This window comes from Lacinutrix salivirga (assembly GCF_053604675.1).
This window is the reverse complement of sequence record NZ_JBSHNP010000135.1, coordinates 126,173-150,669: the sequence shown is the minus strand read 5'-3', so window position 1 is coordinate 150,669 and position 24,497 is coordinate 126,173. Positions and strand designations below refer to the sequence as shown.

Below are 24,497 nucleotides of genomic sequence, written 5' to 3'. Positions count from 1 at the left end.
CGCTTATTAGTGATAATTTTTTTCAAGGAATTGTGTGACGTTAATAAATAATAGGCGTTCCACAATTTCTTTAGCTGAAATTTTATTGATTTCAAGCAGTTGATTTGAGTAATCTGTTAAGAAATTATTGGCGTGAAAAACAAGATGTTCTTTAACGTCTTTTAAGTTTTCTGATGTCCATAAGCCTTTCATGGGATTTATAATACCATCGAAATCCGAGCCTATTGCAACGGTGTCCCAACAGAATAGATTTTCTGCATTAATAACTAAAGCGCAATGTTTTACTTGCCTCCAAATTAGAAGTGTTTTGCGTTTTAATCGTCTTTTTTTACTTGGGAAATAGACTTTGGATCGCGCTATGGCTTTTTTGCTTCCTATACGTCTTTCGTCTAATTGAATACCAAATAATCCTTTTGATTTAGCAATTTTTATAATTTCAGAATCATAGAAATTAATATCAGCACTCATAAAAGCACTGCTGTATTCATAATCAGAGCTATCTGGTTCTGCAATGGAGCGTTTACCATTAACTGCACCATGGCTTACTATTATTGGTATATTATGGTTTGCAAATTCACTGTTTAAGTAGTTGTAATAGGATGTTCTGGCAGCAGTACTCATGTGTTTGATGTCTATAAGTATGCGCTTTCCATTATTTTTATCGAGAAGATTTTTTATAACATTCCAGCCTAATTCTGTAATGTCTGTATTTAATCCTCTGTTTTGATTTTTTTTAATTAAACCTATGGTTATGCTTCGTGCATGACCACAAATTTCGTTATAAAAATGGTGAGCAAGTGTTATAAATAAGGGAGGATATTCCCATTGTTTTACAGTATTTATATTTTGAAGCACAATTGCACTATTAGCAGTATTTTTGTCTTTATCTAAGCCTGTTTCAAAAGCATGAGCGCCTTCGATAGTAGGAATGAGGCTAATGACTCTTCGTGTTTCAGAAGATTGTGCTCTGTTAGTAATAATATCATTATAGTTTTTTGTTAATCTATAGGTAAAATGAATATTATCTATTTTTTGAGCAAAATTATGGAGTTGTAAATAGTAGTTGTATTCATCGTTTAGATCTTCAAAATAACTATTGTGGTTTCTAACATAATCAATTCTTTTTTGGCTAACTCCAGCGGCTAGATTTACTAAAATGTCTGAAACAAATTTAAAACCAATAAGCCTTTTGTTTAAAAAATGTTTTTCGAAAGGATACAAAGACACCACCACAACATCGCAATTGGCTTTTGCTAATGCAGTTAAATCTACTTGTGTGAATTTAGTAAGGGTAAGTAATCTGTTAACTTGGCGTTCTAAAAAATTTGGAGGACTATAATGCCAAATAGAATTTTTTCGGTTAGCATCTAGTACATTTTGTTTTTGTGGCTTGTATTTAAAACTCTTACTATAGGGTTTTAGTGCTGGATGACAATGTAAATCTATGTAAGTGGGTTTCATTTTTATCTTTTATTTTTCTAAAATAAGGAATAATCTTCTAAAATTTTAAAGTTTTAGCGCTTGTAAATCGCTTGTGATCTTTATTTTTACGATAAAATAAGAGTTTGTATTAAATAATTCTTTTTTCATTTTACTTAATTATTAGCAAGTTATGCTGTCTTTAGATGTGTTTTTGTAATTAAAAATATAGAGATGTTCGGTTTTGTATTTACGAATTTAGCTTAAAGACTAACTGTTTTAAAATGGGTTTAAAGTGAAATAATTTAGATATGAAAAACTGGCTTAACCTTTTATTAAAATTCTCTACAGAGCAACAACCTATTGCTTTAGTTACAGTGACTAAATGTTTGGGATCTACACCATGTGTTGTTGGATCTCGAATGATAGTAACTAAAGACAAAGAAATTTTTGGAACCATAGGTGGAGGAAAGCTAGAATTTAAAGCTATAGATGAAGCGATAATTGCTATTGCAGAAAATAAGATCATTGAATCTACTTACACACTCGGTCCAGAATTTGAACAATGCTGTGGTGGAAAAGTAGAATTTATTATAGAACCTATGAATCAATCGCCAGAATTATTTTTATTTGGAGCAGGACATATTGGAATCGAAATCGTTAAGCTTTTAATAGATACGCCTTTTAAAGTGCATCTTATAGACTCCCGAACCAATTGGTTTACTAACCTAGAATTAGACGAAAGCATTACTACTCACCAAACTAACGAAACCGATTTTAAGACCTTTAAAGATGCTGTAAAATGGGGAGAAAACTGTTATGTTTTGGTGTTAACGCATAATCATGCTATTGATTTTGATATTATAGCAATGGCATTACAAAATGAAACGAAGTTCCTAGGATTAATAGGTAGTAAGACCAAGAAAGTGCGTTTTAATAATATGCTTGTTAATGAAATGAATATTGCTGAAGGTATGCAGAATGTAGTTTGTCTAATAGGTTTAGATATTGGAGGCTATACACCTAAAGAAATAGCGATAAGTGTTGTTGCACAATTGCTAAAAGTGCATTATAATAAGTAATGTTTTCGTTTTATGTTTTGGTTTGGAATATGTCTAAGAGATTTCTGTTTGCGCAAGAATTATGAGCTAAAAAGCGTCTCACTCAATGCATAATAAATAGCCATTATTGCCGAAAAAATTGCACTTCCTATAAAACGCCATTTTATTTTAAAACGATTCTGAATAATATAATTTGCCAGAAACGAAATAGGAATATTTACCAGAAACGACCAAAAGGCAATTTCTAACAAGCCGAGATTTATATCCTGGATCTGACCAGAAAACAGCTTTATAAATAGTAAGTGTCTAGCAATCCACAAAGGATTAAAATAAATTATAGCTAAAATGGTTTTAGTTAATGTTGCTTTTACACCTTTTAAAAGCAATGTTTTTTTAACAATCCAATCAAAATAATTTGGGATTTCAAAAGCGTAGAAAGTTGCACCAACCAACATCATTCCTATTAATCGATAAATTGAAAATTCATCTAACAATACTGCAGCAATAGTATCACCAGCACTGTAAATAAGTGCGCCTTTTATTATGTTCTGTTTTTTATAGTGTAGTGCGATGAGCTGGTTGTTTTTTATCCTGCAAGGTTTCCAAAACCTTGTAGGTATTATTTTTTTTAATTGGCTTTTATACCTACAAGGTCAAAAAAAGACCTTGCAGGATATGTTACGACAATAATTAGCAAATTTAGGTGTCATTTTTTTGTTTAGGTTAATTTGATAAATTTTATTTTATAATATAACTTTTGTTTTATTAATCCTGCGAGGTTTCCAAAATCGTGTAGGTATATTTTTATTTTCCCGAAAGGTTTTAAAGTGGCTGACTGTTGTTCGCTGAGCTAAGTTAAAGTGAGCGGAAATTAAAAACGCTTAGGTATTAATTTTATTTTTATACCTACAAGGTCAAAAAAAAGACCTTGCAGGATATTTATAATATAACTTTTGTTTTGTTAATCCTGCAAGGTTTCCAAAATCGTGTAGGTATTATTTTTTTTAATTGGCTTTTATACCTACAAGGTTAAAAAAAGACCTTGCAGGATATGTTACGACAATAATTAGCAAATTTAGGTGTCATTTTTTTGTTTAGGTTAATTTGATAAATTTTATTTTGTAATATAACTTTTGTTTTATTAATCCAGAAAGGTTTCCAAAATCGTGTAGGTATATTTTTATTTTCCCGATAGGTTTTAAAGTGGCTGATTGTTGTTCGCTGAGCTAAGTTAAAGTGATCGGAAATTAAAAACGCTTAGGTATTAATTTTATTTTTATACCTACAAGGTCAAAAAAAAGACCTTGCAGGATATGTTACGACAAAAATTTAGGTCCAATGAAGTCTTTGTTCTTTGTTCTAAAAGCAAAGCGGTCTTATGTCTTTTTCTCATACAAACCCAAATAAGTGCGCCTTTTATTATGTTTTGTTTTTTGAAATGCAGTGCGATAATTACTGTTAGTTAGTTTTCCTGCAAGGTTTCAAAAACCTTGTAGGTATTGTTTTTGTTATTTTTCTGAAAGGTTTCAAATTTCTATTTATACCTACAAGGTCAAAAAAAACCTTGCTGGATATTTACCATAATAATTGAGGTCATTTTTTATACAATCCCATCAAAACCTTCTCTGGAGTCATAGGTGCATCAAACTCTAAATCATACTTGGGATTAAAAGCTTTTATAGCATTCTGAAGCGCAAAATAAGCACCAATTCCGTACATTAAAGGTGGCTCACCAACTGCTTTAGATTTTAAAATAGCCATATCATTTCCTTCGGTTTCTACAGGTATTACTTCTACGATTTTTGGTACTGAAAAGATATCTGGGATTTTATAAGTCGATAATGCATTAGATAACAATTTGCCTTCATCATTATAGGCAATTTCTTCCATCGTCATCCAACCAATACCTTGTATTAATGCACCTTCTACTTGACCTAAATCGATACCTTCACTCATACTTTTTCCGTAGTCGTGAACGATTTTTACTGAATCAAATTCGTAAATGCCACGCGTACAATCCACAGTTGTGGTAATAATTGCGGTTCCGTAAACGTGATACGCAAATGGATGTCCTTTTTCTTTGGTTTTATCGAAGTGAATTTCTGGAGTTGCGTAATGTGCGTTTTCAGTTAAAGCGACACGTTTTAGCATCGCTTTACTAATGAGAGCTGTCCAAGATAAATCAGTCTTTTTATTATTTAAATAAACGGATTCATCTTGCAATTCAATGTCTGTTTCCGAAGAATTCAATTCTTCAGAAGCGACAATTTTCAATCGTTCTAATAGCGAATTACAAGCCATTAACGTTGCTTTTCCGTTTAAATCTGCCGTAGAACTCGCAGCAGAAGGAGAGGTGTTGGCGACTCTAGTTGTATTGGTGGTTTCAATTTTAATTTTTTCGATCGGAATAGAAAATACATCAGCAGCAATTTGCATCATTTTGGTATTTACACCTTGTCCCATTTCTACAGCTGCTGTACTAATTCCGACACTTCCATCTAAATAAATATGAACCAATGCACGTGCGTGATTCATAGGCGTGTTAGTAAATGAAATGCCAAACGTAATTGGCATAAAAGCAATTCCCTTTTTAAAGCTAGAATTGTTTTTATTAAATTCTTCGACCTCTTTTTCTAATGCATCACTATTGAATAATGATTTAGCAGAATGCCAAGTGTTTTTAGCTACTACTTTTTTCGCAATTTGTCCATAAGAAAACGTGTCATTTTCATCTAGCAAATTTGCTTCCTGAATTTGTTTAGAATTCACACCAATCTCATGTGCCGCTTTTGCGATTGCAGACTCAATAACAAACATGCCTTGTGGACCTCCAAAACCTCTAAATGCTGTATTTGGTGGCAAGTTGGTTTTACAACTTAAAACGGTTGTAGTCACGTTTGGAACATAATAACTATTGGTGGCGTGAAATAATGTACGCTCAGCAATTGCTGGTGATAAATCTGCTGCTGCACCAGAATTTTGAAGAAATTCAGCTTGATAAGCAAGTATTTTTAAGTCTTTAGATAAACCAATTTTATATGTGCTTTCGTAAGGATGACGTTTACCTGTCATTCGTAAATCGTCATGACGATTCAATACTAATTTTACCGATTGGTTTAAATGAAACGTTGCCAAAGCTGCCATAACAGCCCAAGGTGTAGCTTGGTCTTCTTTTCCTCCAAAACCACCACCAAGACGTGTAACATCTATTTCAATTTTATGCATCGCAATCCCTAAAACTCTTGCTGTAGTTGCTTGCACTGCAGTTGGTCCTTGTGTTGATGAGGTGATTTTTATATTGCCATTTTCTAAGGGTTCTGCATAAGCGCCTTGAGCTTCAATATATAAATGTTCTTGACCGTTAGAAAACGTTTCGCCTTCAAAAACATAGTCGCAATCTGCAAATGCTTTTTCCGTATCTCCTAAACTAAATGATCTAGGTGCATTGATGAAACTGCCTTTTGCTTTCGCTTCTTTTGCAGTGGTAATAACTGGTAACTCTTCTATTTCAATGTCTATTAATCGTCTTGCTTGTCTGGCAATAAATTCGGTTTCTGCGACAATTAACGCGATTGGCATTCCCCAAAAATGGACTTCATCTTCTGCGAATAATGGCTCATCTGCTATGATTCCTCCAATTTCATTTTGTCCAGGAATATCTTTATAAGTAAAAATACGTTCTACACCTTCCAAAGCTTCTGCTTTAGAATAATCGATATTTTTAATTTTTCCGTGCGCTTTAGGCGAATCGAAAACAACTGCGTGAAACGTGCCTTGTCTCACATTTACATCATCTACATAAAGTGATTCTCCACGAACGTGCGTGTAAGAATCCAAGTTTTTAATGCTCTTTTTTAAAGCAATAGAAACAGCATCTAATTTAGAATCTAAGTTTTTATTTGATTTGTTTTTATGCATATTGAACAAAATCGTTTAAGATGAATTGCTTTGGAAATAACTCCGTAAAATGAGCGAAAAATAATTGTCTTGCTAACAAACGTTTATAATCACTTGTGCCACGAACATCGTTAATTGGTGAAATTTCCTTTTGAAGCATTTCGTTGGCTTCAAGAATAGTTTCAGAAGTCAGAGGTTTTCCTTTTAAAAATTGGGAAGTGTCATGCAAATACTTTGGTATTGCAGCAACTCCACCTATAGAAACGTGTGCTTCTGAAATAGTTTCATTTTCAATAGAAAGATAGATTGCCGAATTTACACTCGCAATATCTAAATGTGTTCGTTTACAAACTTTTTCAAAATTAAAATACGATTGTTCTGTTGGCAGCTTAAAGCTGATTTGTTTAAGCAGTTCGCCTTCCTTTAAATCATAAGTTTTATATCCTTGATAGAAATTTTTAAGTGCAATAGTTCGTTCTTTTTGGTCTTCATTTGTGATTGTAATATCACTATTTAAGGCTAAAAAGAAAATAGTCATATCTCCAATTGGTGATGCGTTAACCAAGTTGCCACCAAAGGAAGCCATATTTCTAATTTGCTCTGAAGAGACTAACTTTAAGTGCTTTTTTAAATTGGGTAAAATGGTATTCAATTCCGTGTGATTCCATAAATCTGAAACCGTTGAGTTTGTCCCAATTGTACAACTATCATCTTCAATTTTAATTCCTTTTAAATAGTCTTTTTCTGCAATTAAATGTACAGCGTCATCTATTAAATTATCGGCTTGTTGCACATATAAATCTGTTCCGCCAGAAACATATTTTCCTTTTGGTTGGTTAATGTCGTTTGCTTCTAATTCTTTTAATCGATTTGGAATACTCTCAAAATAATCTGGGATAAATCCATTATCGATCAACCAACTAAAAGTTGTTTCTGTTTTGTTTTGAAGTTTTTCAACAACCTGATGAGCTGCTTTCTCGATGGCTTTGTAACCTGTGCATCTGCAAATATTTCCACTAATAGCATCTAAAGCATTGCTGTAATTTTTATCTGATTTAGATAAAGCAAAACCTGTTAAAGCAACCACGAATCCTGGTGTGCAAAATCCGCATTGTGTAGCGTAATTTGCTTTCATAGCGTCTTGAGCTGTGGTTAATTGGTCTTTAAGATTTGTGCCTTCAACCGTTACAATATGTTTGCCGTGCGCATTTCCTAAAGGTGAAATACAAGAGGTAATACTTTGGTATTCTATGGTGTTGTTTTTTAGTGTGCCAACCAATAGCGTACAAGCACCACAATCGCCTTCACGACAACCAATTTTGGTTCCTGTGAGACGTTGTTGGTAACGTACAAAATCCAATAAAGTCATTCCAGAATTTTCTGGTGTTTTAATGGTTTTGTTATTTAGGTTGAAGGTTATCAATTATTTTTGTTTTAAAATTTGCCAGTTCGTCACTTCGAGTGAAATTTCTTTTTTTAGAATTTTGTATCGAGAAGTTTTAAAGTTAACAAAGGTTCTCGATACAATTTGCTCGTACCTCACAAATCACTCGAACTGACGATGAGGATTCTCAGTGCGTTTTTCGCGCACTCAAAATACTCGAACTGACGGTTGAACTTTTTATTATTATAATTTATTTTTCCTAACATATTTTATATTTATGTCGTCACTCCGAGTGAAATTCCTTTTTTGGAATTTTGTATCGAGAAGCTTTAATGGTAACAAAGGTTCTCGATACAATTTGCTCGTACCTCGCAAATCACTCGAACTGACGATGAGGATTCTCAGTACGTTTTTTGCGCACTCGAAACACTCGAACTGACGTCATTTATATTTTAATACTCAGTTTTATCTTCTTTTATACTCCATTGCTTAAAAGCTTCTAAAGCAATTTCTCTCGCCAATTGCTCAAAAGGAATACTTCTTTTTTCATAAGGCAAAGGGATTTCTTTATAAATAAACTCATCATCAAAACCAATGTTAGCAGCATCTACTTGGTTACTTCCATAATACACTTTGTCTGGTCGAGCCCAGTAAATAGCACCTAAACACATTGGACAAGGTTCGCAAGAGGTATAAATTTCGCAACCCTCTAACTGAAAAGAGTCTAGATTTTTACACGCATCTCTAATGGCTGTCACTTCTGCATGTGCTGTTGGGTCGTTTGTTGAGGTGACTTTGTTGTTGCCTCGTCCTACAATTTTTCCATCTTTAACAACAACGCAACCAAATGGTCCACCTTCGTTATTATTCATTCCTTTTATAGCTGCGTTTACAGCTTCTTTCATAAATTGTTCTTTATCTGTCATATTATAATAGGTATCTGTTTTTTAGAAATTTAAGTTTCAATAAAGATATCAATTTCAAGCAAAATAAATGCGTAAAGAAAAGTAAATTATAGAACTCTTAATTTACCTACACGTTACCAAAGTGCTAATTATGTAATTGGCATTAAAATGGATAACCAATCGCAAAGTTTAGAATGGGTTCGTCCACTTTAAAATCTAAGCGTTGTCCTTTTGGTAGTGAAGGATCATGAAAAGGAGCTGCCAAATCTAATCGAATTACAAAACCTTGCACATCTACACGTACACCAAAACCTGCTCCCATACCTAATTCGCTTAAAAAGTTACTTGTAAATTTATCTTTGTTTTCTGTTCCAAAAGCGGGATTGGATTTTGAATTCCAAACGTTTCCTGCATCTGCAAAAAGTGCTCCTTTAAGATAGCTGAAAAGTGGAAAGCGGTATTCTACATTTGCCTCTAAACGAATGTTACCTGTTTGATCGAAAAAAGTGCCTTCGTCTGTGCCTAATTCGTCGTAAGTACCAGGTCCTAAAGATCGAATCCTAAAGGCACGAACACTGTAAGGTCCTCCAGAAAAATATTGTTTCGTAAATGGAATAATATCGGAATTGCCATAAGCCAAACCATAACCTGCAAATAGGCGAGTGGCTATTTTTTGATCATTTCCAAAATTATAATGGTAGTGTAAATCGATATCTGCTTTTGCGTATTGTGCGTATTCTAAACCAAAAATTTGTTTTGGCGTATTGGGTTGCTTTTCTTTTCCAAAAAGACTGATAGTATTTCCTGCAATATCAAAGTTAAAATTAGCATAAAATTGATGTGTTTTATTAGTATCTACCAAGCCATTATAAGTAATGGAATAGGTGAGTCCTGAGATAAACTCTTGATCGAAACTGCGTTTTAAGAACGGATTATTATCTAATATCATTTGAAAGGCATCTGTAGTATTAGAAAGCCTTGTGTAATTTGTTGAGATTGGATTTATAGCATGTGTAACAAAACGGTTTGCATCCCAAACATAGCCAAATCTAGCATTGGCAGATAGTAGCGTGTATAGCTTGTTTCGGTTTAAATAATCGAAACCAATTGACATTCTTGTTTTGGGTATAGAATATTCAAAATAATTACTACTAATTTTTATAGGAAATAAAACTCGTGGAAAAATAAGTTCTGTTTTAGAACCCAATTCTAAACTGCTTAATCCAGCTTGGTTTCCACCAGCAATTTGGGTTTCGTAAGCCGCTTTTAAACTCATGTTTAATGTTTCTCCTCCATTAAAAAAGTTACGATTGCTATACGTTAATACCAAACCTGGTCCTGCAAAACTATTAGATTTAGTAACCGCTTGTAGCTCTGCTCTAAGTGCTCTTTTGTTTAATGGCGATAAATAGATGTTTGCTTCCAGAAATGCCAAACCGTCTTCTGTTATAGAGTCGGTTTCTTTGTATTGAATATTTACAAATTTATACGCTCCAATAGACGATAAACGACGTGCAGTATTTTTTGAAGTCTCTGGATTATAGAGTTGTCCTTCTTTTAAAGTAATAAATGGATCTAAGCGTTTAGGTTGAAAAAACTCTTGATCTTGAAAATAGTTTTTATCGTTAAAACGTTCTTTGCCTGAAATCTTAGTGTCTGTAGAAAGTTCGTAGTTTGGATAAACATTAACCCTCTTAATTTTATATGGTATTGTGGCTTTTTTAGGTACATCTTTTTTTAGCGTTAAATACAAATCAATTTTCTTGTCTTTGTACCTTGTGCTATCTGCTTCAAAAATTAAAAAATCTGGATTAAAATTGTAGTAGCCTTTTTTCTTTAAAACAGCATCTAAACGCTCACGCTCTAATTTCATATTTTGTAAACTAAAGCGAATTCCTTTTTTAAATTTTGAAATTTTAGCACTAGCTTGTAATTCTTCATAAAGAGGAGATGGTAAAGAATCTACCTGATAGGTTTCAATTGTATAGGGTTTTGGAACTGTTACAGTGTACTTTATTGTTGCTTCCTTTGCATCTTCATTGTCTGTAAACTTAGAGCTTGCAGCACTGTAAAAGAAGCCATTATTTTCTAGTTTATTTAACAACACTTCTTTAACTTCAAAAGGCTCTACATCACTTTTATATACAGGTTTTTGTCCGAATTTTTTATAGAACCATCGGTTTATAAATCCAGGATGTTCTTTTTGGTTTTTATAGTAATAATGCAAGCCTAAGTGCATGCCTAAAAACTTTGTATTTGGCTTTGGAGTAATAGCAGCTTCTAATACTGTTTTTAAATCTTCAGGATTTTTAACTAGGCTATCGGCTTTTATTTCGAGAGTTGCACCTTTGTACAATAGCTCGTCCTCTGGAATGTATTTTTTTACAGCACACGATTGAAATAGTAGAGCTAACAGCACTATTAAAGATGCTTGTTTGCAACATTTCAATAAAAAATCCTTCTTATGTAGTCCTAATTTAGCCACTAATTCTTATTTAATTCTTCGTTAATTGAATCTGTTTTTTCTTCAGTTTTTGACTTTTGGTTTTGTTCTATTTTCTCTCTTTCAATTTTCTCTTCATCAGTTTCATTTTTAATAATAGCATCCCAAAGCTCGCTAAATTGATTAAATTCTTGTGTAAAAATAAGACCAATACCACTAACAATAGTTTGTCCGTCGATTACGTTTTCAAACTCATTTCTTCGAAAGCCTTTTAATTTATAACGACCATTTTTAGTGAGTAAATACTCTAAACTAACGTTGCCAATTAAAGGTGTTTCTTCTCCTGTAGAGCTACTGCCTTGTAAATCGACTTCACTACCAACACGTACTACTAAGCGATCGTTAAATAAGCGTTTTTGTGCCGCAATATTTAACTGTGTTCTGTCTTGTGGTGCATTACCTTGATAGTCTGTATAGCTATCCAAACCAAAATCGAGTTCGAAGCCAGAATTGCCTAATAATTTATTAGAAAACATGTTTAATTGATCTGAAACGGCATCGTTTAAATTGTCTCTAGCTACTGTTGCAAAACCTCCTGTGCTACCATCGCTTCCTGGTTCTGGATAAAAACGGTTTAAAACTAAGAGTGAAAATACCTGACGATTTAACTCACCATCTTGTTGGTTAACCTGTTGCACACGACCATAAACTTGACCACCAATTGCGCCTTGTTCGTCCTCTGGCATATCTAATTTGAACGAAATTTTTGGAGCCATTAATTCACCATCGATATTTAAATACACATAAAAAGGTAATACTTGTCTAAATTTACTTTTAATAGATGGATCTGCACCAGAAAGTTGCGGAGCCATAAGTGGAGAGGCTGAAGCTTTTAGGTCGTAAATAGCACGAACATCTAATTTTGCATCAAAAGGATCGCCAGACCAGCTGACTTTACTTCCAGGTGCTAAATGGAATTTTCGATTAACGATATTATAGAGGTTCATTTCGTACACTCCAGAATCTACATTATAAGTACCTACCAAATCCATGCGACCGTTAGGTTTCATTAAAAATGTAAACTCACCATTACCAGAAACTTTAAAATAATCTCCAGTCTCTTCATCTATAATAACAGTTACTGTTGCTTTATCGCTAATGTTTAATAGGGTTTTTATATCTATGCCTTTAATTTTGGCTGTTTTTTCTTCGGTTTGTGTTAAAATAGCATCTGGATTATCTCTGTTTACGAACACCACAACACCATCTCGTTTTTCAACATTTACAGTTGCAGAAGGCATTACATAGGTAATATCTGTACTAGAACTTATATTAACATCTGCGCTGAGTTTAGGGATTTGTAAATCGCCAGTAAGTCTTCCATTAGCATCAAAACTAGCTTTGCCGTAAAGAACATCGTTATCCTCTTTAGTTGCATTTATAAATTGAAAATCTTTGGCTTTTATGCCTAAGTCAAACGTTGGATTGATAAAACTTTTTGTGCCAATATTGCCTGTAAATACTAAGCTATTATTGTCTTTGTCTTTTATTGTAAAGTTGGATAGTTGTATGCCTTCGTTATTAATAGAAATGGCTTCGTCCTCTAATAAAAAAGCAGCATTAAGCATTGCAACATTTAATTTGGCATTATTAAAGTTTAATTGTCCATTGTATTTAGGATTTGTGCTTGTTCCGCTAACTTTAAATTGTCCTGAAAAATCGCCATCTGTATCTTTTAGGTAGCCTTGAGAGAATTGCTCTAAAGCCTTCATTTTAAACGAATTTATACTTAGGTTTAAATCGAGGTTTGCACCAGTTTTATTTGCAATATAATCGCCTATTAAGTCTAAATCTATATCACCACCTTTAAGCGATGTGTTAAACGCATAACTGTCGCTGTCTAATGATCTTCCGATAATGGAAAGCTTGCCTAAAGGAGCTTCTAAAACTTCAAATTTACCTATTTCAAGATCTGCTAAAATACCAGTGTCTTTAAAGGGTTCTTCCAGAATAAAATCGCCATTAATAATACCAGAAGCTAAAGATTTTTCAGCATTAAAATAGCTTAAAAAGTCATTTAGATTAAAGTTTTTAAAATCTAGAGCAACATGTTGTTTGCTACTATTTGGAAGATCGTCCGTAAGTTCAACCGATTGGTTGCCATTACTAATTTTAAAGTTATTGAATTCTAAACGGTTTTCGCCAATACTCATTTCATTATCGTTTGGAATAGTCCAAGGCTCTTGATTAAAAGTTAAATTGTCTTGCAACACTTTAAAAGATAATCTTTCTCTATTACCAGTAATTTGAGATAAGACGTTAATTAGTTTTTCCTCTTCATTATAGGCAGTAATACTTAATAGCATTTGGTTATTTTTCTGGTCAGCAGAAATTTGTGTACGCTGTATATCTATTGCTCCTGCTTTAAAAGCTTTAAAACCAAAATCGAAATTTAAATCGGTTTTATTTGCATTTAATTTAAAAGCCAAACTGTCTAATTCTAAACCACTGTAATTTATATGAGGCGCAGTAATCTCTGCCAATAGTTTGCGTTCTGCTTGTTTAAAATCCACATTAATAGAAATGGTATCTAGTTCTTTAGCATTAACTAAAAGCACATCGTTTAGTAAAGGCGATTGTGCAATGTGGCCTTTTAATTTTAAATTTACAGGACTTAAAATGGTGTCTTTAACCTCAATATCGCGATAAAAATAACTGTATAAATGCTTTGTTAATGCAGTACTAAAACGTTGCGGATCTGTATTAGATTGTAATTCTAAATCCACAAGCTTATTATTTAATGTTATGGATGTGGTGTCTTTTCTAACAAAACCAGTTGCATCGATATTACCTAATAAGTAGGTTTTATTGTCGTAAATAATAACACCATCTTCAATATTGGCATCGAATTTATATTTTTCGGCATTACCTTTAAAAGTGCCTTTTAGATTTAAACCAGCTCTTATATCGCGACTCATAACACCCAAGCCTTGTAAATTAGCTCCAATAACATTTAAGTTTATTTTAGCTTCTGGCGCAACAGAGTCTAAAACTACTGCAGCATTGAGGTCTAAATTAAGATTGTCGTCTTTATAATTAGAGCGTATATTTCCTTTTCCGTCCTTAATGTTTCCGTTAAGTTTAAGGTTTTTAATAGCATAATTATTGTATCCAAAATCAGAAATTATGGCATTTAGGTTAGCATCTAAAGTATTTATGGTTTTTCCTTTTCCTGAGGCATCTAACGTTAGGCTTAAATTACCAATAGTTTCATTTTGTAGTAATTGGCTTAGTTTATAATCTTCAATATTAATTTTAGCATCAAAAGCTATTGTGTTTGTGTTTTTAAAATTACCATTAATACTAGCAATACCTTGAGAAGTAGTAATTTTTGAGTTTGTAAAAATGTTGTCTAAACTTCCATTTATAGTACCTGCAATTTCAATGTTTTGCGGTAGTGAAACACCTAAGTCATTCTCGTTAACAAATTGTAAGAGATCAGATTTTGTGGTTTCTGCAGAATAATTTGGAATAACTAATTGTAAATTATCTACATCTGTTGCGTTTAAAATATTCCCAGTAGCAGAGATTCTTGTGGTATTTCCCCAATTAATTAGTGCATTTTGTAAATTAATATTAGAAATATATCCATTTGCATTTAAAGTTCCAGTAAGTGGTCGATTGCTGAGCGTTTTAAAATATTCATTGTTTTTTAGCTCTGGCTGAAACTTTAAAACTTCATTTAAATCCACTTTAAAATCAGGAAGATTTAGAGCAATTTTTGAGCTTTCAGGTTTTTGGATTAATGACGCTAATGAAGTGTAATCCAATTGTAAATCGCCATTAATTGCATTGTTATTTAGCTGAAATTTTAAATCATCAATCAATAATGCTTTATCGGAAACACTAAAGTTTAGAGCTAAATTCTTCAAGTTTAAACCTGAAGCTTCTTTGAAATTTAAGAATTCTAAATCTAATCTGCCTTTTTTATCTTTTAAAAAAATAGAATGTCCTTTTAAATTTAAGTTGTTAAAAACTAACGCATTTGGATTAAATTGATTTTTTATCGCTTTTGCGTTACCAACAAAATAGCTAATGTTATCATTTTCAAGATTAATCCTTTTAATGGAAACTCTTAAATCTGGCCATTCAAAGTTTTTAACGTCTTGTTTTATGTCATTAGTGACGTCTTCCGCTTTATCTGTTATGGCATTATTTTCGGTTTCAGTATAAATTGCAATGACAGAGTTTTTTAAATCTAGTGTATTAATTTCGATGGTATTATCTGCTAAATTAGCATTGGGAATTTCGGTGTAAAAATTTGCAATGTTAATAGTTGCGGCCATTCTATCGGTTTCTGACTTGTAATTTGCGACTATGTTTTTAAGCGTTATTTTTTCTACGGAAAGTTTTGGCAATGCTGTGGCTTCACTATTTGTGTCAACAGGAATATCACTTTGAAAGAATTTAATTTTGGCGTTGGCTAATTCTATTTCTGAAGCTTTAAAATCCATAGCTTCAAGATTTACTCGTTCCATTTCCATTTGAAGAGTTCCAACATCAAAACGACTATCTATACCAGAAACAACATCGTTATAAACAATATCTATGTCTTTTAAATTCAGTTTACCTAAAACAATATCTAATGGTTTTGTAGCAGTAGTATCTGCGACTGTTTCAGTTTCGGTTGCAAAAGCATCTATTAAAAACTGAAAATTAAAACCATTTATGGAGTCTTTTCTAATAATATTTGCACGAAGTCCTTCCCAATCTAGTGATTCTACACCAATACCTTCGCCATTAATCATTTTCCATAACGGTACGTTTGCCTCTAAAGATTTAGAATACACTAAAGTATCGCCAGTTTTATCTTCAAGATATAAACCATTTAATTGAACATCGCCATTAAAAGTAACAAACAGTTTTTCGATTTCAACTTTTGTTTTGGTTTTATTAGAAATGTAAGATGTGGCTTTATTTATAATATAATTTTGTCCGAAAGGACTGCGAATAAAGAGCACAATCAGAAAGAGCACAACAAAAAGAATAAGAAACGTTTTACCAAAAATTCTTAAAATCCGGTGTTTTTTCTTTTTTTTAACGTTCGTTTTTTTATTTAAGTTGTCTTTATTCAATACAATTAGTGTTTGTGGCAACAAAATTACAGCAATATTGCAATAGGAGTGTTTATATTCTGTTTAATAAAACTATATATTTTGTTAAATTTTAAGCTTTATTAATGTTTAGTAAAACTAAAACTTTAATAAATGCAGTTTTTAGAGGCATTAAGCGATTAGGGTAAAAGGATTAATTTAAAAAATAAAAATGGGATAAAACCAAAAAACCCGAACATATAGTTCGGGTTTTTAGTGGTGGTGCCTCCAGGAATCGAACCAGGGACACAAGGATTTTCAGTCCTTTGCTCTACCAACTGAGCTAAGGCACCAATTGCATAAATGCGAGTGCAAATATATATTCATTTTTATAATCCGCAAAGGAAAATTTATAAAAAATCGTTTTGTAAATTAGCAATCTTAAATATAAGTATGAATTTAATAGTAGATGTCGGTAATTCTTTTGTGAAACTAGCTGTTTTTGAGAGTGATACTATTCGGTATAAAAAAGTATGTAAAGCAAAAGATTTTTTAAAAGAAGCAAAAAAGAGTCTTAAAAAAAACCAAGAGATTAATGATATTATAATTTCTTCAGTTGGAAAATTAAATACAGAAGACGTTCAGTATTTAAAAGAAGAACATACTGTTTTGGAATTAAGTTCAAAAACTAAAGTACCTTTTCAAAATTTATATGCAACACCCAAAACCTTAGGAATAGATAGGATTGCTCTTGTTTGCGCATCTGTTGATCAATTTAATAACACCAATGCTTTGATTATAGATGCAGGCACTTGTATTACTTATGATTTTGTGACTACAAATAATGACTATTTAGGAGGAGCAATTTCTCCAGGAATTAAAATGAGATACAACGCATTACATAACCAAACAGCTAATTTGCCTTTACTAGAAACGAACCAGCCTGTTAGTTTAATTGGAGACTCCACCAATAATTCTATACATTCTGGCGTTATTTATGGTGTTTTAAACGAAATTGATGGTGTTATAGGAAGTTATACCGAAAAATATACAGATTTAACAGTAATTTTAACAGGAGGAGACGCTAATTTCTTGTCAAAGCAATTAAAAAGTAGCATATTTGCCAATCAAAATTTTCTCCTCGAAGGATTAAATTATATTTTAGAATTTAATAAAAAACGATGATAAAAAAACTGGTTTTGGTTTTTCTTGCATTATTTGCAATTAAAAGTTACGCTCAAGAAGGAACAGCTTCACCATATTCTTTTTATGGTATAGGAAGTTTAAAGTTTAAAGGAAGCGTAGAAAATAGAAGTATGGGTGGATTAAGTGTATATACAGATAGTGTACATGTTAACTTTAAAAACCCAGCATCTTTTGCAGGTAATAATATAGCAATGTTTAATAATGAGAGCAGGCCTGTAAAATTTACCGTTGGTGGTTCTCATAGCAGTACAAAACTGTCTAGTAACTCTGGAGAAGATAGAGTAAACTCTACAACTTTTGATTATATTGGAATCTCAATTCCTGTAGGAAGATTTGGAGTAGGTATTGGTTTGCTGCCATATACCTCTGTAGGTTATAAATTAGAAAATAGAAATGAATTAGGAAATATTACAGACCGTTTTAAAGGTAATGGAGGATTAAACAAAGCGTTTTTAGCTGTTGGATATCAGGTTTTTGAAGGGTTTAGCATTGGTTTAGAAGCAGATTATGATTTTGGAAACATCCAAAACAGTAGTATAAATTTCTTGTATAACGACGACGACGAAATTATTCAGTACCAATCTAGAGAAACTAACAGGTCTGATTTAAGTGGGTTAAATTTTAATATAGGAGTACTTTATAATACTATGGTAACACCAAAGTTAGAGCTGATGACGAGCGCTACTTTTACGCCTCAAGCAGATTTAACCTCTAAAAACGAAAGGTCGTTTTCAACTATTAGAATTAGTACCAGTACAGGTGCAGAATTTCCAGTAAATACAATCGAGGCCGATTTAGAGTCTATTGGGTTAAAAGAAACAAATTTAACCTTACCATCCCGATTTTCTTTTGGAGTAGGAGTTGGAGAGCCAAGAAAATGGTTTGCTGGTGTAGAGCATACCACAACAAAAACAAGTAACTTTTTTAATCCACTATACGCGAATTCAGGTTCTACCTACGAAGATGGAACATCATTTTCTTTAGGAGGATTTTATATTCCGCAGTATAATTCGTTTTCAAGTTATTGGAAACGTGTAGTTTATAGAGCAGGAATGCGAGTGGAAAATACGGGTTTAAAAATAAATAATGAGTCTATTGACGAGTTTGGCATGTCTTTTGGATTAGGTTTACCAGTTGGAAACGATTTTCTCTCTAATGCAAATTTAGGGTTAGAATTTGGACATAGAGGAACAACAAACAATAATCTTATAAAAGAGAATTTTATTAATTTCCAATTAAGTTTATCTTTGAATGATAGATGGTTCCAAAAAAGAAAATATAATTAAACTTAAAATTATGAAAACTAAAATTACACTATTACTTACATTTTTATTCTTAGGAGTAACTGTAGGTTTTGCACAAAATGATTGTGATACTAAATTGTCTATTTTCCATGAGTATGTGAAAGCTAAAAATTACGAAGCAGCATACAAACCTTGGATGGAAGTAAGAACACAATGTCCAAAATTAAACAACGCTATTTACGTAGATGGAGAAAAGATTTTAAAAGATAAAATTGAAAAGACTCAAGGTGCAGATAAATTAGTGTATGTAAAAGATCTAATTAAAGTTTGGGATGAGAAAATGATGAATTTTCCTGAAAAATCTAAAAAAGGAGATATTATGTCTGACCAAGCACAATTAATGTATGAGTATAAAACCGAGTTAAATAAAACTGACGAAGAATTGTACAACATGTTTGATAAAGCATATACTACAGATAAAGAAAACTTTAAAAACCCTAAAGCCTTATATACGTATTTCTCTTTAATGGTAGATTTGTATGATGCAGGTAAAAAACAAGCTCAGGAGTTATTTAATAAGTATGATGATGTTACTGAAAAAGTAGAAACAGAAGTGGCTGCATTTTCAACTAAATTAAACGAAAAAATAGCTAAAGAAAACTCTGGTACAGCGTTAACGAGTAAAGACTTAAAGTATAAAAAATACTACGAAAGCTATTTAAAGAATTACGATTTAATTTCTGGTAGTATAGATCAAAAATTAGGTGATAGAGCTAACTGTTCTAATTTAGTACCATTATACGAAAGAGATTTTGAAGCTAATAAAACAAATGCATTGTGGTTACAAAGAGCAGCAGGTAAAATGTCTGAAAAAGACTGTACAAGCGATCCATTATTTTTTAAGTTAGTAAATGCTTACCATAATATTAGTCCATCTGCAAACTCTGCATATTACTTAGGGATATTAAAGGATAAAGAAGGGAAAAGTTCAGAAGCAATTACTTACTATGAGCAAGCAATTAGCTTACAAACAGATAACTTTAAAAAGTCTAAGTTATATTATAAGATTGGATTAAAATTAAAGTCAGCTGGAAGCTTTGGTAAAGCGAGGTCTTACTTTAATAAAGCTTTAGACTTAAATCCATCTAACGGAAGACCACACTTAGCAATTGCATCTATGTATGCATCTAGCGCTAAAAACTGTGGAGACTCTAACTTTAACAAAAGAGCAGTATTCTGGTTAGCAGCTAATGAAGCTAGAAAAGCAGGACGTAAAGATCCAACATTAAGTGGAGCATCTTCTCAATCTGTTAATAGTTATATGGCAAAAGCACCAACAAAACAAGAGATTTTTGCTGCAGGTAATGCAGGACAAACAATTAAAATAGGTTGTTGGATTGGAAGTAGCGTAACAGTACCAAGCCTATAATGATAATTAAACAAATAAATAGTAAACTAAACTTAGTCACAGCAATTGCTGTGACTTTGTTTTTTTCTTGTAAAAATAACTTTAAAGAAGTTCAAAAAATAGGAATATCCCAAAACGAGCCTGTTGGAGTAGCCAAAGGAATTAATTTAAAACGAACAGACTCTGGACGAGTGGTTGCGCACTTAATAAGTGCTAAAATGGTTGATTTTAGTAATAAAAGCTACCCTTATACAGAGTTTCCGGATGGTATTATTTTACATATTTACGATGACTTTAATAACAAAAGCACAGTCATTTCCGATTACGCTATTTCTTACCCAAAAACCGATTTAATAGATTTACAAGGCAATGTTATATTAACTTCGCATAAAGGCGATACCTTGTATGCAGATCAACTGTTTTATGATCAAAAAAAAGAATGGTTATTCACAAACCTTCCTGTAAAGTATAAAACAGGTTACGATATTATAGAAGGCCAAAGTTTTGACTCTGACAAAAACTTTAAAAAAACAGAAGTTTTAGGGTTTTCTGGAGATATTTCAGTTAAACAATAAAAGCCTTTATTTCTTATTTAAAACTATATTTGTATAAATTACAGTATTATGAAATATCTTAAATTTTCAAAATTTTTATACTTAGGTCTTGCAGCATTTTTAATTTACGATGTAATTAAAAATTGGAGTACAGATAAAAATCGCTCGTACATGAGCTTGTTTTTATTTGCATTGGCAGTATTTATGTTTCTATTTAGAAGAAAATTTGATAAAAAATACGAAGACCCAAAGGATAATAATTCCAAGTAAATGGCATTATACGTCACCATTATTGTAGTTTCATTATTACTGTCTGCTTTCTTTTCAGGCATGGAAATAGCGTATGTATCTTCTAACAAAATACATATTGAAATTGAAAAAAAGCAAGATGGTCTTTTAGCAAAAATACTATCTAGGTTAACCGCAAAACCTTCAAAATTTATTGCAACAATGCTTATTGGTAACAATATTGCATTAGTGGTTTATGCCTATTTTATGGGAGATTTGCTCATGCAATGGTTTAGCAGTTTTTTACCAACCGATAACGCTGTTTTAAATTATTTATTAGTCGATTTTAATTTATTAACCCAAACCATAATCTCTACACTATTAATTCTTTTTACTGCAGAGTTTTTGCCTAAAGTGTTTTTTCAGATTTACTCAAATACATTATTAAAAGTGTTGGCATTGCCTGCTTATATTTTTTATTTATTGTTTTGGTTTATTTCTTGGTTTGTGATTTGGATCACAGATTTTGTATTAAAACGCTTTTTTAAAACAGAAGGCGACCAAGTGCAATTAGCCTTTACTAAAGTAGAATTAGGAAACTATATTAGTGAACAAATGCAATCTGTAGAAGAGCACGACGATATAGATTCCGAAATACAAATATTTCAAAACGCATTAGAATTTGCAGAAGTTAAAGCCAGAGAAGTTATGGTGCCTAGAACCGAAATTATTGCTGTAGAAATTTCAGATTCGGTAAAATCAATAAATTCAGTATTTACAGAAACGGGTCTCTCAAAAATGTTAGTTTTTAAAGAGACCATAGACGATATTGTGGGTTATGTGCATTCTTTCGACTTATTTAAAAAACCTAAAACAATTAAGGCCATGTTAATGCCTGTAGAGTTTGTGCCAGAAACTATGCTAATTAACGATATTTTAAACGTTTTAATTAAAAAACGAAAAAGTATAGCTGTTGTGTTAGATGAATATGGAGGAACTTCAGGTATTATTACTGTTGAAGATATTGTAGAAGAACTTTTTGGCGAAATTGAAGACGAACACGATACTATAGACTTAATAGAAGAAAAAAAAGAAGACAACACCTATTTATTTTCCGCTCGCTTAGAAGTCGATTATTTAAACGAAACCTATAAACTAAATCTGCCAGAAGGCGAAAACTATGAAACCTTAGGAGGTTTAATCGTAGATAACACGCAGGAAATCCCACAACAAAAGGATGTTGTAACTATAGATGGCTACCAATTTAAGATTATAGAAGTCTCTAATACAAAAATAGATTTGGTAGAGTTAAAACGTATTGAGGAGGATTAAAAATTATTAAAAACTCACTTCCTGTAAATAAAATCCTAAAGACTTTAAGGAGACTACAAACAAAATACTAAATATCCCTTTTATTATTAAATAGAAAATGGTATTTTCGCGGACTTAATTGCACCAAAAACATAACATAAATGGCTATATTAAACAAAATTAGACAAAAAACAGTTGTCTTAATACTAGTAATTGCTTTAGCATTATTTGCTTTTATTTTATCAAGTCTTTTTGATAATAAAGATGCACTATTTAACAAATCTCAAGATATTGTTGCCACTGTAAATGGTAAAGATATTAATAGAGTGGACTTTATGAATAGAGTAGAAAACATGCAAAGACAACAGCAAGGTAGAGCTACTAATACACAAGTAATGAACTCTGTATTTGAGCAAGAAGTTCAAAGCATTATTTTAAACGATCAATACGAAGCCTTAGGATTATCTGTAGAGCAAGATCAAATGCGAGATATCTTAAAACAAAGTTTAGCAACAATGCCAGATTTTTTAAACGAAGCTGGTGTGTTCGATGAAAATAAATTAAACGAGTTTATTGCTAATTTAAAAGCAATCTCTCCAGAATTTGGATTTTTAAATGGGCAACCAATTAACTACCAAGCTTGGGTAAATTACGAAAACTCTGTTGCAGCAAATTACTTAAGACAAAACTACCTTAATATGGTTAAGGCAGGAACAACTGCTACTATTGCAGAAGGTGAAATGGATTATAAATTAGCCAACGATAAAGTAGATTTTAAATACGTACAAATTCCTTTTTCTTCTATACCAGATAGTACAATTACTGTGTCTAAATCAGAAATTAAAGCCTATATCGAAGATCATAAAAGCCAATACGAGGTAGAAGCATCAAGAAGCATAAACTTTGTAGAATTTAAAGAAGTAGCTTCTGTAGAAGATGAAAACGCTATAAAAGCTGAATTAAATGGGTTTTTAAATGGTACAACAGAGTATAATGAAAACACCAAATTAACAGATTCAGTTAAACCATTCTCTAAAATAACAGATAACGAAGCATTTATAAATGCTAATTCAGATTTAAAATTTGAAGATCGATTTGTAAACAAAAATCAATTACCAAAGGACGTTGCAGACAAACTATACAGTTTAAATGTTGGTGAAACTTTTGGACCATATAAAGATAATGGTTATTACAAAATATCTAAAGTAATTGCAGAATCTAAAATGCCAGACTCTGTAAAAGCAAGACACATTTTAATTCCTTTTGAAGGGTCTCGTTCTGCAACAGAAGGCGCGTTAACAAAAGAAGCCGCAAAACAACAGGCAGATAGCTTACTAGCAGTGTTTAAAAGAAGCAAATCTACATTTGCAGATGTCGCTAAAACAATGTCGTCTGATAAAGGAAGTGGAGCAAAAGGAGGAGATTTAGGATACTTTACTTATGGAGCAATGGTTCCAGAATTTAATAACTTCTCTTTCGAAAATAACACTGGAGATTTAGGTGTAGTAGAAACTGCATTTGGTTATCATATTATTGATATTGAAGATCAAAAAAACAAACAAAGAGTTATTAAAGTTGGTACAATAGCAAGAAAAATAGAACCTAGCGATGCTACTAACGATAAAATATTTAGAGATGCTTCTAATTTTGAATTGGCTGTGTCTGAAAAAGATTTCTTAGAAACAGCTAAAGAAAACAACTATACTGCACGACCATTAAAAAGTATTAAAGCTTTAGACGAAAATATACCAGGACTTGGTAACCAAAGAGCGATTGTTCGTTGGACTTTTGAAGAAGATAGTAAGGTTGGAGATGTTAAACGTTTTAATGTACCTGGAGGTTATGCAATAGTGCAATTGACAGCAAAAAACAATAAAGGCTTAATGAATGTGGAAGATGCTTCAGTAACAGCATTACCAGAAATTCGTAAGCAGAAAAAAGCAAAGCTAATTAAAGATAGAGTAAGTGCTACCAACTTACAAGATTTAGCCAATGCTGAAAAGCAAACTATTAAAACAGCTTTAGCAGTTAATATGAAAAACCCAACAGTATCTGGAGCAGGACGAGAGCCAATGGTTGTTGGTACAGCATTTGGATTAAAAGAAGGAGCAACTTCTGGTTTAATAACTGGTAACAATGGAGTATATATGGTAGAAACAACTAAAATTACACCAGCACCAGAATTAGATAATTACCAAGCTTTTGCTAATCAAGTATCGCAGCAAAAATCTAATGCAGTAAATGCTAAGTTATTTGCAGCTTTAAAAGAATCTGCAGAAATTGAAGATAATAGAGCAAATACAGTTCAATAAGAAACTGTAAACTCACAATAATAAAAAAAGTC

The 24,497-nt window shown here is 32.1% G+C and carries 15 protein-coding genes and 1 tRNA gene; 8 read left to right on the top strand and 8 right to left on the bottom strand.

Annotated features, from left to right (window positions below):
* Positions 1 to 6: 6 nt before the first annotated feature.
* The gene (locus ACVC5O_RS12320; RefSeq protein WP_452221785.1) at positions 7 to 1,461 is read right to left on the bottom strand and encodes a membrane dipeptidase; all 1,455 of its coding nucleotides are present in this window, start codon (positions 1,459 to 1,461) and stop codon (positions 7 to 9) included.
* 269 nt (positions 1,462 to 1,730) lie between these two features.
* On the opposite strand from ACVC5O_RS12320, the gene xdhC reads away from it, so the two are divergent.
* The gene (gene xdhC / locus ACVC5O_RS12315; RefSeq protein ID WP_452221784.1) at positions 1,731 to 2,501 is read left to right on the top strand and encodes a xanthine dehydrogenase accessory protein XdhC; all 771 of its coding nucleotides are present in this window, start codon (positions 1,731 to 1,733) and stop codon (positions 2,499 to 2,501) included.
* Positions 2,502 to 2,560: 59 nt separating this feature from the next.
* Here xdhC and ACVC5O_RS12310 read toward each other — a convergent pair whose 3' ends face one another.
* From ACVC5O_RS12310 to ACVC5O_RS12280, 7 genes are all read right to left on the bottom strand, one after another.
* A complete protein-coding gene (locus tag ACVC5O_RS12310) occupies positions 2,561 to 2,974 on the bottom strand; it encodes a hypothetical protein (RefSeq protein ID WP_452221783.1) in 414 nt (137 codons plus the stop codon).
* Positions 2,975 to 4,073: 1,099 nt separating this feature from the next.
* Positions 4,074 to 6,398 carry a xanthine dehydrogenase molybdopterin binding subunit gene (locus ACVC5O_RS12305; RefSeq protein WP_452221782.1) on the bottom strand — a complete coding sequence of 775 codons (2,325 nt, stop codon included), beginning with the start codon at positions 6,396 to 6,398 and terminating at the stop codon, positions 4,074 to 4,076.
* Positions 6,391 to 7,800 (bottom strand): FAD binding domain-containing protein, encoded by a 1,410-nt coding sequence (locus ACVC5O_RS12300; RefSeq protein ID WP_452221781.1) that lies wholly within the window; start codon positions 7,798 to 7,800, stop codon positions 6,391 to 6,393. The genes ACVC5O_RS12305 and ACVC5O_RS12300 overlap by 8 nt, the downstream gene beginning before the upstream one ends.
* A gap of 413 nt (positions 7,801 to 8,213) precedes the next feature.
* Positions 8,214 to 8,687, bottom strand: coding sequence for a nucleoside deaminase (locus ACVC5O_RS12295; protein ID WP_452221780.1), 474 nt, complete (start codon positions 8,685 to 8,687; stop codon positions 8,214 to 8,216).
* Positions 8,688 to 8,829: 142 nt separating this feature from the next.
* Positions 8,830 to 11,151: a translocation and assembly module lipoprotein TamL gene (gene tamL, locus ACVC5O_RS12290; protein WP_452221779.1), complete on the bottom strand. Its 2,322-nt coding sequence runs from the start codon at positions 11,149 to 11,151 to the stop codon at positions 8,830 to 8,832.
* Positions 11,151 to 16,244: a translocation/assembly module TamB domain-containing protein gene (locus ACVC5O_RS12285; RefSeq protein ID WP_452221778.1), complete on the bottom strand. Its 5,094-nt coding sequence runs from the start codon at positions 16,242 to 16,244 to the stop codon at positions 11,151 to 11,153. Before ACVC5O_RS12285 ends, tamL begins: the two co-directional genes overlap by 1 nt.
* Positions 16,245 to 16,479: 235 nt before the next feature.
* A tRNA-Phe gene (locus ACVC5O_RS12280) sits at positions 16,480 to 16,555 on the bottom strand.
* Between the two features lie 100 nt (positions 16,556 to 16,655).
* Here ACVC5O_RS12280 and ACVC5O_RS12275 point away from each other — a divergent pair.
* The 7 genes from ACVC5O_RS12275 to ACVC5O_RS12245 all read left to right on the top strand — a co-directional run bounded on the left by ACVC5O_RS12275 (position 16,656) and on the right by ACVC5O_RS12245 (position 24,465).
* Entirely contained in the window at positions 16,656 to 17,387 is a 732-nt protein-coding gene (locus tag ACVC5O_RS12275) for a type III pantothenate kinase (protein WP_452221777.1), read from the top strand.
* Positions 17,384 to 18,694, top strand: a complete 1,311-nt coding sequence (locus tag ACVC5O_RS12270) for a hypothetical protein (RefSeq protein ID WP_452221776.1) — start codon at positions 17,384 to 17,386, stop codon at positions 18,692 to 18,694. The genes ACVC5O_RS12275 and ACVC5O_RS12270 overlap by 4 nt, the downstream gene beginning before the upstream one ends.
* A gap of 10 nt (positions 18,695 to 18,704) precedes the next feature.
* Positions 18,705 to 20,081 (top strand): tetratricopeptide repeat protein, encoded by a 1,377-nt coding sequence (locus ACVC5O_RS12265; protein WP_452221775.1) that lies wholly within the window; start codon positions 18,705 to 18,707, stop codon positions 20,079 to 20,081.
* A complete protein-coding gene (lptC, locus tag ACVC5O_RS12260; protein ID WP_452221774.1) occupies positions 20,081 to 20,635 on the top strand; it encodes an LPS export ABC transporter periplasmic protein LptC in 555 nt (184 codons plus the stop codon). The genes ACVC5O_RS12265 and lptC overlap by 1 nt, the downstream gene beginning before the upstream one ends.
* Positions 20,636 to 20,683: 48 nt before the next feature.
* Positions 20,684 to 20,884, top strand: a complete 201-nt coding sequence (locus ACVC5O_RS12255) for a hypothetical protein (protein ID WP_452221773.1) — start codon at positions 20,684 to 20,686, stop codon at positions 20,882 to 20,884.
* Positions 20,885 to 22,174, top strand: coding sequence for a hemolysin family protein (locus ACVC5O_RS12250; RefSeq protein ID WP_452221772.1), 1,290 nt, complete (start codon positions 20,885 to 20,887; stop codon positions 22,172 to 22,174).
* A 140-nt stretch (positions 22,175 to 22,314) separates the two neighbouring features.
* On the top strand, positions 22,315 to 24,465 hold the full coding sequence (locus tag ACVC5O_RS12245; protein ID WP_452221771.1) for a peptidylprolyl isomerase: 2,151 nt from the start codon (positions 22,315 to 22,317) through the stop codon (positions 24,463 to 24,465).
* Positions 24,466 to 24,497 lie beyond the last annotated feature (32 nt).